The 15,810-nt window shown below is 62.3% G+C and carries 12 protein-coding genes; 6 read left to right on the forward strand and 6 right to left on the reverse strand.

Features of this window, described 5'->3' with window-relative positions:
* Positions 1-27: 27 nt before the first annotated feature.
* Genes BKP54_RS26245 through BKP54_RS26255 form a run of 3 tightly spaced genes read right to left on the reverse strand, consistent with a single transcriptional unit; the run spans position 28 to position 2,950 of the window.
* The gene (locus BKP54_RS26245) at positions 28-924 is read right to left on the reverse strand and encodes a carbohydrate ABC transporter permease (RefSeq protein WP_053247821.1); all 897 of its coding nucleotides are present in this window, start codon (positions 922-924) and stop codon (positions 28-30) included.
* Positions 924-1,901, reverse strand: a complete 978-nt coding sequence (locus BKP54_RS26250) for an ABC transporter permease subunit (RefSeq protein ID WP_084815163.1) — start codon at positions 1,899-1,901, stop codon at positions 924-926. Before BKP54_RS26250 ends, BKP54_RS26245 begins: the two co-directional genes overlap by 1 nt.
* Before the next feature lie 2 nt (positions 1,902-1,903).
* A complete protein-coding gene (locus tag BKP54_RS26255) occupies positions 1,904-2,950 on the reverse strand; it encodes a LacI family DNA-binding transcriptional regulator (RefSeq protein WP_025429688.1) in 1,047 nt (348 codons plus the stop codon).
* A 761-nt stretch (positions 2,951-3,711) separates the two neighbouring features.
* Here BKP54_RS26255 and BKP54_RS26260 point away from each other — a divergent pair.
* From BKP54_RS26260 to BKP54_RS26275, 4 genes are all read left to right on the forward strand, one after another.
* Positions 3,712-4,530: a hypothetical protein gene (locus tag BKP54_RS26260; protein ID WP_084815164.1), complete on the forward strand. Its 819-nt coding sequence runs from the start codon at positions 3,712-3,714 to the stop codon at positions 4,528-4,530.
* A gap of 50 nt (positions 4,531-4,580) precedes the next feature.
* On the forward strand, positions 4,581-5,678 hold the full coding sequence (nspC, locus tag BKP54_RS26265; RefSeq protein WP_084815165.1) for a carboxynorspermidine decarboxylase: 1,098 nt from the start codon (positions 4,581-4,583) through the stop codon (positions 5,676-5,678).
* 143 nt (positions 5,679-5,821) lie between these two features.
* Positions 5,822-7,063, forward strand: coding sequence for a saccharopine dehydrogenase family protein (locus BKP54_RS26270; protein ID WP_084815166.1), 1,242 nt, complete (start codon positions 5,822-5,824; stop codon positions 7,061-7,063).
* Positions 7,064-7,291: 228 nt separating this feature from the next.
* Complete coding sequence (locus BKP54_RS26275; protein ID WP_128090501.1) at positions 7,292-7,684, forward strand: hypothetical protein; 393 nt, start codon at positions 7,292-7,294, stop codon at positions 7,682-7,684.
* A gap of 133 nt (positions 7,685-7,817) precedes the next feature.
* On the opposite strand, the gene BKP54_RS26280 is transcribed toward BKP54_RS26275, so the two are convergent.
* Positions 7,818-8,726 carry a LysR family transcriptional regulator gene (locus BKP54_RS26280; protein ID WP_025429683.1) on the reverse strand — a complete coding sequence of 303 codons (909 nt, stop codon included), beginning with the start codon at positions 8,724-8,726 and terminating at the stop codon, positions 7,818-7,820.
* 171 nt (positions 8,727-8,897) lie between these two features.
* Between BKP54_RS26280 and BKP54_RS26285 the strand changes: the two genes are divergently transcribed.
* Together BKP54_RS26285 and pepT are read left to right on the forward strand one after the other, a co-directional pair.
* Positions 8,898-10,433 (forward strand): MFS transporter, encoded by a 1,536-nt coding sequence (locus BKP54_RS26285; RefSeq protein WP_084815168.1) that lies wholly within the window; start codon positions 8,898-8,900, stop codon positions 10,431-10,433.
* A 208-nt stretch (positions 10,434-10,641) separates the two neighbouring features.
* A complete protein-coding gene (gene pepT / locus BKP54_RS26290; protein ID WP_057205879.1) occupies positions 10,642-11,874 on the forward strand; it encodes a peptidase T in 1,233 nt (410 codons plus the stop codon).
* Between the two features lie 134 nt (positions 11,875-12,008).
* Here the strand turns inward: pepT and BKP54_RS26295 are convergent, their stop codons facing one another.
* Positions 12,009-13,631, reverse strand: coding sequence for an ABC-F family ATP-binding cassette domain-containing protein (locus BKP54_RS26295; protein ID WP_084815169.1), 1,623 nt, complete (start codon positions 13,629-13,631; stop codon positions 12,009-12,011).
* Positions 13,632-13,774: 143 nt separating this feature from the next.
* On the reverse strand, positions 13,775-15,799 hold the full coding sequence (locus tag BKP54_RS26300) for a beta-N-acetylhexosaminidase (protein ID WP_057205876.1): 2,025 nt from the start codon (positions 15,797-15,799) through the stop codon (positions 13,775-13,777).
* Between the last annotated feature and the right edge of the window lie 11 nt (positions 15,800-15,810).

A 15,810-nucleotide genomic window follows, 5' to 3' on the forward strand; every position in this document is an offset into this window, starting at 1 on the left:
GCTTCTTTGTCGTGTCTCGTGTCGTCGTCACCCCTTGAGCGCGCCGCTCATGGTTCCCTTGGTGAAGAATTTCAGGATCAGCGGGTAGATCGCCAGGATCGGCACGATGGTCAGAAGGATCATGCCGGCCTTGAGCGACCTCAGATCGATCTGGCTCGCGCCGGTATTGTTGCTGGCGTTGTTGGCGCCGACGATCGCGACCTTGTCACCGTCGATGACAAACTGGCGCAGCACCACCTGCAACGGCCACTTGCCCTGATCGTTCAGATAGATCATCGCGCGGAAGAACTCGTTCCAGTGAAAGACGAGATAAAACAGCGAGATGGTCGCGAGCGCCGGCTTGGCGAGCGGAAGGACCAGATGCCAGAACACCTGGAAAGGGTTGGCGCCATCGAGTTCGGCGGCTTCCAGCAGCTCCTTTGGGATTTCCTCGAAGAAGCGGATGAGGATGATCAGGTACCAGGCGTTGACCGCCTTGAAGAGGATCACCGACCAGTAGCTGTCGAGAAGGCCGAGGCGCTTGTTGACGAAGTAGTCCGGAATGATGCCGGGCTCGAACACGATGGTGACGAGAACGAGGATGAACAGCGCCTTGCGGCCAGGCAGGCCGGGCCGCGAAAGGCCCCAGGCCATCAGTGCGGTGCCGACGACGCCGATCACGGTGCTGACGGCGGTAATGAAGATCGAGTTGAAGATGCCGCGTTGCACATTGGGGTGCTGCAGGAGAACGCTCCAGACCTCGAAGGAGAAGCCCCTGGGTATGATGGTCAGCCCGCTCATGCCCGGCACCTTTGCCGGCTCCGACAGCGAGACGGCGAGCAGGTTGAGGATCGGCTGGACCGTGACGACGACGAGCAACAGCAGCGTCGAAACGATGATCGCATATTCGATGCGTTCGATCGGGGTCTTGCGTGACAGGGCCATTACCAGACTCCCTTCCCGGTCAGGCGTTTGGAAACGAAGTGGGCAATCACGATCATCATCGTGCCGAGCACGGCCTTGAACAGGCCGGCGGCCGTTGCCAAAGAGTATTCGCCGGTCTGCAAACCGATGCGGTAGACATAGGTGTCGACGATATCGATCTTGCTGCGCACTACGTCGTTGGAGAGGTTGATCACCTGGTTGAGGTCGGCGTTGAGGAACATGCCGGCGTTGAGGATGAACAGCGTCGCGATCGTCGGCACGATGCCCGGCAGGGTGACATGCCTGATCTTCTGCCAGCGGTTGGCGCCGTCGATCTCGGCTGCGTCATAGAGCTGCTGGTCGATAGCGATAATGGCGGCGAGATAGAGCAGGCTGTCCCAACCGGCCGAACGCCAGATTTCCGTGAAGACGAGTACCCAGCGGATAGCGCCGGTATCGGTCATGAACGAGCGGGGCGCCATGCCGGCCATGCCCATGAGATTGTTGACGGCACCGTCGGTCGGCGACAGCGCCGCGATGAAGATGCCGGCGATCACCACCCAGGACAGGAAATGCGGCAGGTAGATCGCCGACTGGATGAACTTGCGCAGCGACCCGCCGCGAACCTCGTTCAGGAGCAGCGCGACGATGATCGGCACCGGCAGGAAGAATACCATCTTCATCGCGGAGATGATCAGCGTGTTGGCGAGCACCTGCCAGAACACCGGTGAGGAGAACAGCACCTGGAAATGCTTGATGCCCACCCAGATGTTGGGCGGCACGATCCGGACCTGTTCGAAGGCGATGCGCGCCTCCCAGATGGGCAGGTAATGGAAGACGAGGAAGAACAGGATGCCCGGCGCCATCATGACGTAATAGGGCCACCAGCGCCGCCAGCCGTCGGCGGCGAGCGCAACGCGTCCCGTCTTGCGGCGTGCGCTTGATTTGGGAACGTTCCCAAACTTAGGCGAGATCACCACCTCGTCACGATTGGTCATTCCTACCCCCTCCCGGAGCTTGCTGCGCGTCTGGGCTGGTCAAGCGACAGATCGGCCAACGAGCCGCGCTCGATCAGCCGGCATGGCATGAACACCCGGCCATGCTCGGGACGGCCGGCGATTTCATCGAACAGGCAGTCGACGGCGCGCACGCCGATCTCACGCCCGGGCTTGGCAACCGTCGTCAGTCCCGGCCAGGAAAATGCGCCTGCGGGAATGCCGTCGAAACCGAGGATCGAGACATCCTCCGGGCAGCGAAGCCCGGCTTCGCGGACTGCGACCATGGCGCCAAGCGCCATCAGATCGTTGGCGGCGAAGACCGCGAGATGGCCGACCCGGTCGCGTTGCAGCAACCGCATCATCGCCGTGCGCCCGCCTTCGACGGTATATTCACCGTCTTCCATTGGAAGTGCTGTCGGGTCGATGTCGCGGTCGACGCAATGCTCGTGGAAAGTCCGCAGAAACCGGGCCCGCGCGATACGCGACTTCGGCCCCAGGATCAGCGCCGGCGCATGATGCCCCTTGGAAACCAGATGGTCCATGCCGAGCCGTACCGCCTGGGCGATATCGGAACCGACACTGGAGGTCGCCGGAAAACGCTCGGCACTCGAGCCGATCAGCACGAAGGGCAGTCCGAACCTGTCGAGATCGTCGAAATTGTCGGCGACCGGATTGATAATCGCGCCATCGACCCGTGCCTGCCGCAGGGCCCGGAGGTGGCTGGCTTCGCGGCTGTGATCCCAATCGGAAGAAAACACCAGCAGCGAGGCCCCGTTTTCGACCGCGCGATCCTGCGCACCGCGCGCCACCTCGGCCCAGAACGGGTTGGTAATGTCAGGGATGACGAGACCAAGCAAACCGGTGCGGCCGGACCGCATGCCGACGGCGAGATCGTTGCGCTCATAGCCGACGGCACGGGCCGCATCGAGAACCCGCTCGCGCGCCTCGTCCGTGACATTGGACGCGCCGGAGAGTGCCCGGCCGGCGGTGCTCTTGGACACCCCCGCCTTGCGCGCGACGTCAATGATCGTCGGCCGCCTCCGCTGCATCAAACACGCCCTCCCATGGCATGAACTCATGGGAACGTTACCACGGAGATTTCGAGTCCGCAAGTCCACCCCTTCGGATGCGGCTTTGCCAGCGGTCGAACACAGAAAAAGAAAAAGGCCACCGTTCAGACGGCGGCCTCAAATTGAGAGGTGTATAACCTCCAGAGGGAACATCGCTATCGCAGCCGGGAGGATGGCTGCACGTCAAGCGACCCTGATAATGTGACAGCTCGGGCGCCGGTTCTCAATCAATGCAAAACCAGAACGGAAGCCAGAGCGGGATCGCTCTTCCAATATTCGCACGGCGGCCGCGATTTTGTTCCATCTCGTGAGGCTCCCGTCTCACCTTCAGATCCGAGCACGGCCAAACCAGCGTCCACCGTATTTCCGTTCAATTCGGCCGCTGCGCCGCAGTCAGCAACCTTGCTGGGCTGAGACCGGACGGGGGCGGCTGGCACCATTGGGCGGAAGGGCATGGGGAAAGTGCGGCGGTTCCGCACATCCGGCGCATCGCCTTGACATACGCGCCGTCGCAATTACGATAGTGGCATGCTGATCGTGACTTCATATGCCCTTCGAGAACCCGCTCGCCTGAAAACGGGATCGTAACCCGGCCGCGGCTTTTGTCGTACGCGACCGGGGTATGTCACTCCATCCCAGCTATCTCTCTTTTGGCTGAGACGATGAAATCGATCGCCGGCTCGTGCCGCCTTGAGCGGACTTCCTGATAGCGAGCAGGCCCTTAGTTCTCGACAGCGTATATGAAAAACATCCCGCAAATTGACAGCTGGCACTCGGGCCTGTTCACCGAGCTCGAAATCGTCACCGCATTCGGCGAAAGTCGGGCAGCGCTCGGCGAACTTTTCGATTGCGACATGCTGAGGGGCGCGCGACGCCCGGCCGACGCAGGCGATCCGGAGTGCTTCGACCTGTCGGCAACGGCGCGTGTCAGCCTTGCCATCCTCCACGCCCTCTGGCGCGCCGCTGGTCTGCCGCTTTGCGTAGCCGAGCAAGCGCTTTCGAACTGGCCGCAAATCGCGGTCTCGGTCGCACGTATTGTCGACTTCGAGCGCGAAGCTTGGGAGGACAGATGCGCAAGCCGCGAACCGGCATCCGCCGCAGATCCCTTCCAGTTCTTCGGGCCGTTTGCCGAAGAGCCTCTGCCCGTCGGCAGGATCGACGAATATATCGACGTGATCGACGGACGATATCTGCTGTGGCGCAAACCGAAGGACGATCCGCACAGGATCGGGACGGCGATCCACGCCAGCCAGGAACGCCTTCTTCTCGACCCGCAGGATGCGGCCGCTCAAGCCGACTTTCTTGAGGCCGCGGCCTTTCTCCGGCGACCCGCCGAGCAAGAGCTGATCTGGTTGGGCTCGACGGGAGACGAAGTGTTCCAACCGACGTCGGCGGCAAGCGGTTCTCACGCTCCCGAGCGCTTGCCCACCTCCATCCTGTTGGGCGACGCAGGCAGGGCGGCGACATTGGCCACGAATTATCGCTCGAAGCGCTCGGTCAATATCTCGCTTGCCGCCCGCGCCATGAAACGACGGGCACTCGGGCTGCACATCAGATAGCCCTACTCCTTTCACCGACACCGCGAGCTTTTGAAGACACAAGGCACATCATGATCCAGACCCCCTATTACTTGATCGACAAGGCGAAGCTGCTTCGAAACATGGAGAAGATCGCTTACGTGCGCGACAAATCGGGGGCCAAGGCGCTCCTCGCGCTCAAGTGTTTCGCCACCTGGTCGGTCTTCGATCTGATGCGCGAATACATGGATGGCACGACCTCTTCGTCGCTCTATGAGGTGCGGCTCGGGCGCGAGAAATTCGGCGGCGAAACCCATGCCTACAGCGTCGCCTATGGCGACAACGAAATCGAAGAGGTGATCGGCCATGCCGACAAGATCATCTTCAACTCGATCGGCCAGCTGGACCGTTTCGCGGACAAGGCATCCGGCATCGCCCGCGGCCTGCGCCTCAATCCGGGAATGAGCTCATCCAGTTTCGACCTTGCCGATCCCGCCCGCCCCTTCAGCCGGCTCGGCGAATGGGATGCGGCCAAGGTCGAGGCCGTCATGGACCGCATCAGCGGCTTCATGATCCACAACAACTGCGAGAACAAGGACTTCGGCCTGTTCGACCGGATGCTGTCGGAGATCGAGGAAAAGTTCGGCGCGCTACTTTCCCGCGCCGAGTGGATCAGCCTAGGCGGCGGTATTCACTTCACCGGCGACGACTATCCGGTCGATGCCTTCTGCGAGCGCCTGAAGGCCTTTTCCGGCCGCCATGGCGTCCAGATCTATCTCGAGCCCGGAGAAGCGTCGATCACCCGGAGCACGACGCTCGAGACCACCGTTCTCGACACACTCAACAACGGCAAGGATCTCGCCGTCGTCGACAGCTCGATCGAGGCGCATATGCTGGACCTCTTGATCTACCGCGAAAGCGCAAAGGTCGAGCCCAATGCTGGCCCACACAGCGTCATGATCTGCGGCAAATCCTGCCTTGCCGGCGATATCTTCGGCGAGTTCCGCTTTCCCGAGCCATTGAAGGTCGGCGACCGCGTCTCGTTCCAGGATGCGGCCGGCTACACCATGGTCAAGAAGAACTGGTTCAACGGCGTCGGCATGCCATCGATCGCCATCCGAGACCTTGACGGCAGCGTCAGGCTCGTCCGCGAATTCACCTTCGCCGACTACGAACAAAGCCTCTCCTAAAGCATCCCGCCTGCAAGTGGCATCACTTAAGGCGGACATGATGCTTTGGAATCAAACACCTAGAGCGTCCAGGATGCGTTCGTCCGAACGCACGGCGCTCTAGGCTCGTCATATCCCCAAAGGAAAAGGAGACATCCCCCGAAATGAAAAAGAACGTTCTCATCATCGGCGCCGGTGGCGTGGCTCAGGTCGTGGCGCACAAATGCGCACAGAACTGCGATGTACTGGGAGACATCCATATCGCATCCAGGACGGTCGAAAAGTGCCGCGCGATCGTCGACTCGGTCCGCGAGAAAAAGAGCCTGAAAACCGAAGTGACGCTCGAGGCGCATGCGCTCGACGCCATGGATGTCGAGGCGACAAAGGCGCTGATCGAAAAGACCAGGGCCGACATCGTCATCAATGTCGGCTCCGCCTTCGTCAACATGTCGGTGCTGCGTGCCTGCATGGATACGGGTGCTGCCTACATGGACACCGCGATCCACGAAGATCCAAAGAAGATCTGCGAGACGCCGCCGTGGTACGGAAACTACGAATGGAAGCGCGCGCAGGAATGCAAGGAAAGGGGCGTCACCGCCATCCTCGGCGTCGGCTTCGACCCGGGCGTGGTCAACGCCTATGCGCGCCTCGCCAAGGATGAGTATTTCGACAAGGTCACCGCCGTCGATATCGTCGACATCAATGCCGGCAGCCACGGCAAATATTTCGCCACCAACTTCGATCCGGAGATCAACTTCCGCGAATTCACCGGCGTCGTCTATTCCTGGCAGAACGGCCAGTGGCAGACCAATTCGATGTTCGAGGTCGGCAAGGAATACGACCTGCCGGTGGTCGGCAAATGCAAGGCCTACATGACCGGCCATGACGAGGTTCATTCGCTGGCAAAGCATATGGACGGCGCCGACGTCCGCTTCTGGATGGGCTTTGGCGATCACTACATCAACGTCTTTACCGTCCTGAAGAACCTCGGCCTCCTGTCGGAACAGCCGGTAAAGACGGCCGAAGGCCTCGAGGTCGTGCCGTTGAAGGTGGTCAAGGCGGTGCTGCCGGATCCGTCGTCGCTGGCTCCGAACTATCAGGGCAAGACCTGCATTGGCGATTTCGTCAAGGGCCTCAAGGACGGGCAGGAACGCGAAGTCTTCATCTACAACGTCGCCGACCACAAGGACGCTTTCGAAGAAGTCGGATCGCAGGGCATCTCCTACACCGCCGGCGTACCGCCGGTCGCCGCCGCCATGCTGATCGCCTCGGGCGAGTGGGACGTGAAGCAGATGGTCAACGTCGAAGAACTGCCGCCGCGCCCGTTCCTCGACATCCTCAACCGGATCGGACTTCCCACCCGCATCAAGGATGCGGACGGCGACCGCGCATTGACGTTCTCCTGAAACAATAAGCCGAACCATCTCCGGTCGGTCGTCATTTAGGGCGGCTGGCTGGTACATGGACGAAGCCCAGTCATCGCCAGGTGATTGGGCTTCCAACGTTTCTAACGATTTCTCGGCGCGGCACGTCGATGAATCGACCCGGCTAGCGAAACGCTTCGTTAACGCGATTCACTTAGCTGCCCGTACCCCGGCGTCTCGCCGGCCAACCACGTATGAGTTCCAACTGACATGCCCCCATTGACTGCCCCGGTTCACAGTTTTCATCAAAAGATTGCATCGTTTTGCGAGCTCCGGCTTGCCCGCGCCCTTCCCAAGCACGACTACGACAACCTCCGTCACTACATGCTTGATTTCGTCACCCGGCGGGCAATGCCGCCGCAGAGCGGCAACAAGCTCGACTGGAAGGAAATCGGCCTTGCCTGCGATCTCGACGACGACAGCCTGCGGATCACCAAGCGCCTGGCCAAGCACGGCTTCGAGGCCATCATTCGCTGGCTGAAGGGGCCGAGCGCCAGCAAGCCCGACAGAAAGGCGCCGGCCGCCCAGGGCTGGGTCAAGGCGCCTGCGGCACCGGCGCGCAGGATCGGCTTGGAGCAACGGCGTTTCGCCACCACGCGGTAATTTTCCGCCCATGGCGTCCCCGAAATCGCTTTTGATTCAGGCCGGGACGCTGCAGACTTCAGCGCTGTAGCTTTTAGAATCATTACATAACAGCAGCGGGCAGGGCCTCCACGATCAGTCTCGCCCGCAGCACTCAGGATGCCGACAGCTCGATCTTCGGCCAGGTCTTTTGGACCGATGGGTCGGTCTCGATCGCTACCGAATGCCGCTCGCGGAAGGCGGCAGCAAGGGTTTGCAGGGCCTTGCGGGATCGCGCGTCGGTCAGGGTCGAATGCAGAACGATCTCCGAGGACGGAAGCGGCGGCAGGCCAAACTGTTTGCTGACTTCGATCGTGTCGGAGGGCGCAAGGCGACAGGAGAATGGGCCGACGGCGAGCCCCGCCGAGACTGCAGCGTTGACAGCGGTCGACACGCCGACGAACACCTCCACCCAGGGAACGCCGGCCGCGTCGAGCGCGCGCGTGGCGATGTCGCGCACGCCGCAGAGCGGCGCCAGCGCTGCCAGTCGCAGCGGCTCACCCGGCCCGCGCTTGAAGCCGGGTGAGGCGAACCAGCCGAAATGTTCCGGCCCAAGCGTCTCGCCATCGCGCCGGTCTTCGTCGCGCCGGATGATGACGGCATCGAGCTCTCCGCGGTCGAACGCGCCAAGCAGGTTTCGCGATGTCTCGAGCCTGACCTCGATGCACAGGCCGGGGTCATGGGCATAGAGCCGCGCCAGCAATGTCGGCACTTCCGGGCCGGCGACGTGGGCAGCAATGCCGAGGCCGAAGCGGCGACGTGTCGACGACAGCCCTGCCAGCGCGCGCTCATGGGCGGCGAGGAATTCGCGCGCGCCCTCGATGAAGACAGCGCCCTGCGCCGAAAGGCGAACCTGCCTCGGCGTGCGCTCGAGCAGCCTGACGCCGAGCCGATCTTCGAGCCGTTTCAGCTTGACGCTGATCGCCCCTTGCGTGCTGCCGAGGAACTCCGCAGCGCGGGTAAAGCTTTGAAAATCGGCAATCGCGACAAAGGCTTGAACCGCGTCCACATCCAGAGTCGTCATCGCAACCATCCGATTTTGTTATCTCTGAAATACCTAACCATCCAATTCAGTTGTGATCAAGGCCAGACTATGGTGCCCCGGTCCCCAAGCGATTTCAATTCGGGCGGAGCGTGTGGAAAAGCCGGAACCGGTTTTCCGCGATGCCCGCCAAAGCATCGAAAGACCGTGAGCATGAACGAACCCATAACCCGCCGCAGTGCGCTGGCACTGGCAGCCGTCTGCCTCTCCTCGCTGATGTTCGGCCTGGAGATTTCGAGCATTCCGGCAATCTTGCCGACGCTGGAGCAGGTGCTCGGCGCAGATTTCAAGCAGCTGCAATGGATCATGAACGCCTACACCATCGCCGTCACGGCGGTTCTGATGGGAGCAGGCACATTGGCCGATCGCTACGGCCGCAAGCGCATCTTCGTCGCCGGCATCATCGCCTTCGGCATCGCCTCGCTGATCTGCGGGCTGACCGACAACATATCAGTATTGATCGTCGCCCGCTTCCTCCAGGGCATGGCCGGCGGCGTGATGCTCATCTGCCAGATCGCCGTCCTGTCGCAGCAGTTCCAGTCCGGCCGCCAGCGCGGGATCGCGTTTAGCTGGTGGGGCATCATCTTCGGGATCGGCCTCGGTTTTGGTCCGATCGTCGGCGGCGCGACGGTCGCGCTCTTGAGCTGGGAATGGGTGTTTCTTGTCCACGTCCTGCTTTCAGGCGTGACGGTGGCGCTTGCGCTCGCAGGCGTCAAGGAATCGCGCGATCCTGGCGCCGAGAGCCTCGACGTCGCCGGCATCGTGACGTTGTCGGCCGCGGTCTTCTGCATCGCCTATTTCATTACCCAAGGCCCCGAACTCGGCTTTGCCAGCCCGACCGCACTGTCAATCCTCGGCATTGCCATCGTCAGCCTGATCGGCTTCGTGATTGCCGAGAAAGTCAGCGCCCGGCCGATGTTCGACTTTTCGGTGTTCCGCATCCGCAGCTTCTCAGGTGCGCTGTTCGGTTCGGTGGGCATGAACATCAGCTTCTGGCCGTTCATGATCTATCTGCCGATCTGGTTCCAGGCGGGCCTCGGCTATGACGGCGTCACCGCCAGCATCGCCCTGCTCGCCTACACGCTGCCCCCGCTTATCGTCCCGCCTTTTGCCGAACGGCTGATGCTTCGCTTTCGTCCAGGGATCGTCATCCCGGCCGGCCTGTTCACGATCGGTCTCGGCTTCCTCATGATGAAGATCGGCAGCAGCGTTGAGAATGCCAGCTGGCTAACGATGCTGCCGGGGTGCGTGCTGGCCGGCATCGGCCTCGGCTTCACCAATACCACGGTGACCAACGCCGCGACCGGCGCTGTCGCCGCGGAGCGCGCCGGCATGGCCTCGGGCATCGACACCAGCGCGCGGATGATCTCGCTGGCGATCAACATCGCGCTGATGGGGCTGATCCTGGTCGAAGGCGTGCTGTCTTCGCTGCACAGCTCGCTTTTCGGGCGAGTGACCGACACCGAGCTGCGTACGCTCGCCGAGAAGATCTCGGCCGGCGGCATGCTGACTTCGGACTATGGCCTGTCGGAGACGGTCATCCATACGGCGCTCGGCGAGGGTTTCGGCTGGGTCATGCTCTATGGCGCCATCGGTGTCTGGCTGTCGGCCGCCGCAAGCCTGCTCGTCTTCGGTCTCCGCGCCAAGACGGAAGCGGTGCTTGCGTGTTCGACGGCGAAATCGTCGTAACACACGTAGCCGACTAGTCACCAAGGGCAAGGCAGCGCATCGGGCCAGATAGACTGGTCTGATGGACCATGGATGGCGGTCCGCGCCGTAACCCGACCTCTGCCTCGCCGACAAAACGCGTCGGCGCGGCGAAAAGTCCATTCACGGGCACGCCGGCGAAGGCTATATCGGGGCCATCGTTGACGCATATATATTGGACACGTTGCTCATGACCGACACTGTTATCGATCGCTTCCTCCGTTACGTCGTTATCGACACTCAATCGGATGCCAAGTCGAAGACCACGCCCACCACCGAGAAACAGAAGACGCTCGGCCGACTGCTGGTCGAAGAGCTGCTGGCAATGGGCGTATCGGACGCGCATCTCGACGAACACGGCTATGTCTACGCAACAATTCCCTCAAACGTCGACAAGCCGGTTCCGGTCATCTGCTACTGTTCTCATATGGACACGGCACCGGATTTCACCGGTACCAACGTCAAGCCGCAGATCGTTAGGAATTACCAGGGCGGCGACATCCGGCTAACGGGCGACCCGCAGCAGGTCATTCGCGTCAGCGAGCATCCTGTGCTGCTCGACCAGATCGGCAATGACATCATCACCACCGATGGCACGACGCTCCTGGGTGCCGACGACAAGGCCGGCGTTGCCGAAATCATGTCGGCAGCACAATTCCTGATGGACAATCCCGACGTCAGGCACGGCACCATCCGCATCCTGTTCACCCCCGACGAAGAAGTCGGCCGCGGCGCCGACAAGGTCGACCTGAAGAAGCTCGGCGCCCAGTTCGGCTATACCATCGACGGCGAAACCGCCGGCCATATCGAAGACGAGACCTTCTCCGCCGACGGTGTCGAGATCGCCATTTCAGGCGTTGCCATCCATCCGGGCTTTGCCAAGGGCAAGATGGAGAACGCCATCAAGATCGCCGGCGCCATCATCGATCGCCTGCCGAAGGACATCGCCCCTGAAAGCACGGAAGGCCGCGAAGGCTTCATTCACCCGACCGGCGTCACCGGCACGATGGAAAAGGCCAGCCTCAGCCTGATCGTCCGCGATTTCGAGGACGAGGGCCTGGCGACCAAGGAAGCCATGCTCGAAGGCATCGTCAAGGACGTGATCGCCGCCTATCCGGGGTCATCCTACACCTTCGAGGTCAAGCAGCAGTACCGCAACATGAAGGCGATCCTCGCCCGCAATCCCGAGATCGCCGACAATGCGCTCGAGGCGGTGCGGCGTGCGGGCATGACGCCGGTGCGCGGCAGCATCCGCGGCGGCACCGACGGTTCGCGCCTGTCGTTCATGGGCCTGCCCTGCCCCAACATCTTCGCCGGCGGCCATGCCTTCCACTCGCCGCTGGAATGGGTGAGCCGCCAGGATATGGAACGGGCCGTCAAGACCTTGGTCGAGCTGGCAAAGGTCTGGGAAGAACGCGCCTGACGCTTGTCATCCGAACGAGCGCAGCTTTTTTCGAGATAGGATCGTCGGAAGCAAAAAGAGCCGAAGCACGCGCAACGTGCTTCGGCTCTTGTCGTTTCGGAGAGTCGTCACGGCGACGCCGCGACCGATTGATTTTAGCTGCGCAGACCCGGCGCTTCCTGGCCGGTGCGGGCGACATATTCGGTGTAACCGCCGCCATATTGATGCACGCCGTCCGGCGTCAGCTCCAGCACGCGGTTCGACAGCGCCGCCAGGAAATGGCGGTCGTGCGAGACGAACAGCATCGTACCCTCGTACTGCGCCAACGCCTTGATCAGCATTTCCTTGGTGTCGAGATCGAGGTGGTTGGTGGGCTCGTCGAGCACCAGCAGGTTCGGCGGATCGAACAGCATCATCGCCATCACCAATCGTGCCTTCTCGCCGCCAGAAAGCACCCGGCATCTCTTCTCGACGTCGTCGCCTGAAAAGCCGAAGCAACCGGCCAGCGCCCTGAGCGGACCTTGCCCTGCCTGCGGGAATGCATCTTCCAGCGACTGGAAGACCGTGCGCTCGCCATCGAGCAGATCCATGGCGTGCTGGGCGAAATAGCCGATCTTGACACTGGCGCCGAGCGCCACACTGCCCTCATCCGGATCGGTCGAGCCGGTCACCAGCTTCAGAAGCGTGGACTTGCCGGCGCCGTTGATGCCCATGATGCACCAGCGCTCACGACGGCGCACCATGAAATCAAGGCCCTCATAGATGCTGCGCTCGCCATATTTCTTGTGCACGTTCTTGAGGTTGACCACGTCTTCGCCTGAGCGCGGCGCCGGCCGGAACTCGAACGTCACGGTCTGACGGCGCTTGGGCGGTTCGACCCGGTCGATCTTTTCGAGCTTCTTGACCCGGCTCTGCACCTGGGCTGCATGCGAGGCGCGCGCCTTGAAGCGCTCGATAAACTTGATCTCCTTGGCGAGCATCGCCTGTTGGCGCTCGAACTGCGCCAGCTGGTGCTTTTCGTTCTGCGCCCGCTGCTGCTCGTAGAAGGCATAGTCGCCGGAATAGCTGTTGAGCGAGCCGCCATCGATCTCGATCACCTTGGTGATGATCCGGTTCATGAACTCGCGATCGTGCGAGGTCATCAGCAGCGCGCCTTCGTAGCCCTTGAGGAAGGCCTCAAGCCAGATCAGGCTTTCCAGATCCAGGTGGTTGCTCGGTTCGTCGAGCAGCATCACGTCAGGGCGCATGAGCAGAATGCGGGCGAGCGCGACGCGCATCTTCCAACCGCCAGAAAGCGCGCCGACGTCGCCGTCCATCATCTCCTGGGAGAAGCTGAGGCCCGCCAGCACTTCCCGTGCACGGCCTTCCAGCGCGTAGCCGTCGAGTTCTTCGTAGCGTGCCTGCACCTCACCGTAGCGCTCGATGATCGCATCCATCTCGTCGAGACGGTCGGGGTCGACCATGGCGGCTTCAAGCGCGTGCAGCTCGGCGGCAACCGTGCTCACCGGCCCGGCACCGTTCATCACCTCGGCAACGGCGCTGCCCCCCGACATCTCGCCGACATCCTGGTTGAAATAGCCGATCGTCACGCCCTTATCGACGGCGACCTGGCCTTCGTCCGGCATCTCTTCTCCGGTGATCATTCGGAAGAGCGACGTCTTGCCCGCGCCGTTGGGGCCGACGAGGCCGACCTTCTCGCCCTTGTTGAGCGCCGCGGATGCCTCGATGAAGAGGATCCGGTGGCTGAGCTGCTTGCTGATATTCTCGATACGAATCATATTTTAGGGGCCCGAAACGTTGCGGCGCCCTTATGTCACGGGTGGCAGTCGCGCCGCAAACGTTGATTCGCGACGTCTGCCCACCCAAAAACGCACGGGAAACGGGGCATCAAACGGCTTTGACACCCCGTTCAGCCACAGGATTACTGGTCAGAGTAAAAGCCGTAGAGAACCGGCATCAGCCCGACCAGCGCCTCGAAGCGTTTGAAATTCTTGCGCTCCGGACGGGTCCAGCCGGTTTCGGCCAGCGCCGACAGCCGCGGGAACACCAGGCGATCGAACACACCGCGATCGGTCATCGGCTCCGACCAGATGCAGCACTGCAGTCCGCGCAGATGCTTTTTCTGGCTATCGGTCCAGCCTTCGATCGGGTCGAACAGGTAGAGTTTTTCCGGGTCCGACCAGCCGGCCCAGCTGCCGCCGGGCTCTGACCAGGCCGGGCTGTTGGCCATGTCGAGATAGTAGACCTGTCCCGGGCAAACGACGATGTCGTAGCCTTCGCCGGCAAGCTCGGCATTGGCTTCGACCGTTCGCCAGCCGAAGAGCAGCGACTTCTGCTTGTCGATGACGTTGCCATGGGCCGCCTCCTGCCAGCCGCCGGTAACGCAGCCACGGCTTGCGAGGAACCCCTGGACGCGCGCCAGGAACTCCGCCTGCAGCACGGCGGCACCCGATCCGTCGATCTCGTCGGCCCCGTGGGTGTTGGTGACGACATTGAGCCGCTTGGCGTGGGTCGTCGCCACCTCTTCGCCAGCCACCGCCCGCAACCGCTCAAGTGCCTCTGGCGAGCCCGACCAGGCGCCGAGCGGCACCTCATCGGCACCGACATGGATGATCTTCGACGGGAAGAGTTCGATCAGTTCGTCGAAGACGACTTCGAGCACACGATAGGTTTCTTCGCGCGCCGGGTTGAGGCAATTGTCCGGGAAGCCCTGCACGGAATAATAGCTGCCGGCTTCGTTGGGATCGCGCAGCTCCGGAATGGCCTGCAGCATCGCGAAGGAGTGTCCGGGCACGTCGATCTCCGGCATCACCTCGATCCCCAAGGTTTCCGCCAATGCAACGATCTCGCGAATGGCTGCCTTGGTGTAGTAACCGCCCGTCACCTGCGGGCCGGAGCCGAGCAACGGCGGGATCTTGCGGCCATGGCCGCGCCAGGCACCGACCTCGGTCAGCGCCGGATAGGCGTCGATCTCGATCCGCCAGGCCTCGTCGTCCGAGAGGTGCCAGTGGAAGCGGTTGAGCTTGTTCCAGGCCATCAGCCGCAGGAACCGCGAGACCTCGGCGGTGCTGTAGAACTGGCGGGCAACGTCGAGATGCGTGCCGCGCCAGCCGAGCGCCGGCTCGTCCCGAATCTCGCCGCCTGCCGGAAACAGGAATGTGCCGGGATGAAGCTTAGCACCCCGCAGGATCTGCCCGAGCGTGATCAGGCCATAGAGGAGACCGGTGCGCGTGCCGCCGGTCACAGCGACGCCAGCTAGCGAGAAGCGGATGACATAGGCTTCCTCCGCAAGGTCGCCCGAAAGCGATAGCGCGGCCGGAAGGCCGCCTTCCGCTACCGGCCGAACAAGTCCTTCGACCGGAAACAGGCTCCCCGTCAGCTCGGCAAATGCGCGTGCTGCGGCTTCGGCTTCTGCCCCTTCCGGCGCAAGGTCGAGCCCTGATGGCGGCGTCAGGCGGCCGGAGACGGATACGTCCTGCGGCCAGGGCACGACCGAAACGGCAACCGGTGCTACCTTTGGCACGGGATAGATGACCGCGCCACGTTTCAGCTCGGCGTTGTCGCCGTGGGCGCGCGACGGCACGACCGAGATCGGCGCGGTGCTGCCGTCGGCAAGGACGAGATAGGCGGAGTTGGCTCCGTCGGTCCAGTGCTGCGGCTCGAAGCTCATACCGTGCGCCTTCACGATCCACACGCTTCCCGGCTGAAGCACCAGGTCAGCCGGCGGCGCGAACTCGGAATAGTTGGAAAGCCGGCTCAACAACTCTCCGCCTTCGACGGCGGCGGCAGGGTCGATGCGTGCAGGTCCCGAAACGCAAAGTCGAAAATCCCGAAGCGGGCGATCGGAGGCGTTCGTCAGTGTCAGCGAATAAACCGCTGGGGTGTCCGTCTTTGCCGGCGTCCAGAGCGTTTCCAGACGGAATACCGGTTTCGTAGCGATCGTCATCATCATCTCCA

This window comes from Ensifer sp. 1H6, from assembly GCF_001976035.1.
Taxonomy (GTDB): Bacteria; Pseudomonadota; Alphaproteobacteria; order Rhizobiales; family Rhizobiaceae; genus Ensifer; species Ensifer canadensis.

What these genes read in the sequence shown, in the direction of transcription:
- BKP54_RS26275 (WP_128090501.1), top strand. Translation starts at nt 7,292, where the DNA reads ATGCCCCCATTGACTGCCCCGGTTCACAGTTTTCATCAAAAGATTGCA.
- nspC (WP_084815165.1), top strand. Translation starts at nt 4,581, where the DNA reads ATGATCCAGACCCCCTATTACTTGATCGACAAGGCGAAGCTGCTTCGA.
- BKP54_RS26285 (WP_084815168.1), top strand. Translation starts at nt 8,898, where the DNA reads ATGAACGAACCCATAACCCGCCGCAGTGCGCTGGCACTGGCAGCCGTC.
- BKP54_RS26250 (WP_084815163.1), bottom strand. Translation starts at nt 1,901, where the DNA reads ATGACCAATCGTGACGAGGTGGTGATCTCGCCTAAGTTTGGGAACGTT.
- BKP54_RS26245 (WP_053247821.1), bottom strand. Translation starts at nt 924, where the DNA reads ATGGCCCTGTCACGCAAGACCCCGATCGAACGCATCGAATATGCGATC.
- BKP54_RS26255 (WP_025429688.1), bottom strand. Translation starts at nt 2,950, where the DNA reads ATGCAGCGGAGGCGGCCGACGATCATTGACGTCGCGCGCAAGGCGGGG.
- pepT (WP_057205879.1), top strand. Translation starts at nt 10,642, where the DNA reads ATGACCGACACTGTTATCGATCGCTTCCTCCGTTACGTCGTTATCGAC.
- BKP54_RS26280 (WP_025429683.1), bottom strand. Translation starts at nt 8,726, where the DNA reads ATGACGACTCTGGATGTGGACGCGGTTCAAGCCTTTGTCGCGATTGCC.
- BKP54_RS26270 (WP_084815166.1), top strand. Translation starts at nt 5,822, where the DNA reads ATGAAAAAGAACGTTCTCATCATCGGCGCCGGTGGCGTGGCTCAGGTC.
- BKP54_RS26295 (WP_084815169.1), bottom strand. Translation starts at nt 13,631, where the DNA reads ATGATTCGTATCGAGAATATCAGCAAGCAGCTCAGCCACCGGATCCTC.
- BKP54_RS26260 (WP_084815164.1), top strand. Translation starts at nt 3,712, where the DNA reads ATGAAAAACATCCCGCAAATTGACAGCTGGCACTCGGGCCTGTTCACC.
- BKP54_RS26300 (WP_057205876.1), bottom strand. Translation starts at nt 15,799, where the DNA reads ATGACGATCGCTACGAAACCGGTATTCCGTCTGGAAACGCTCTGGACG.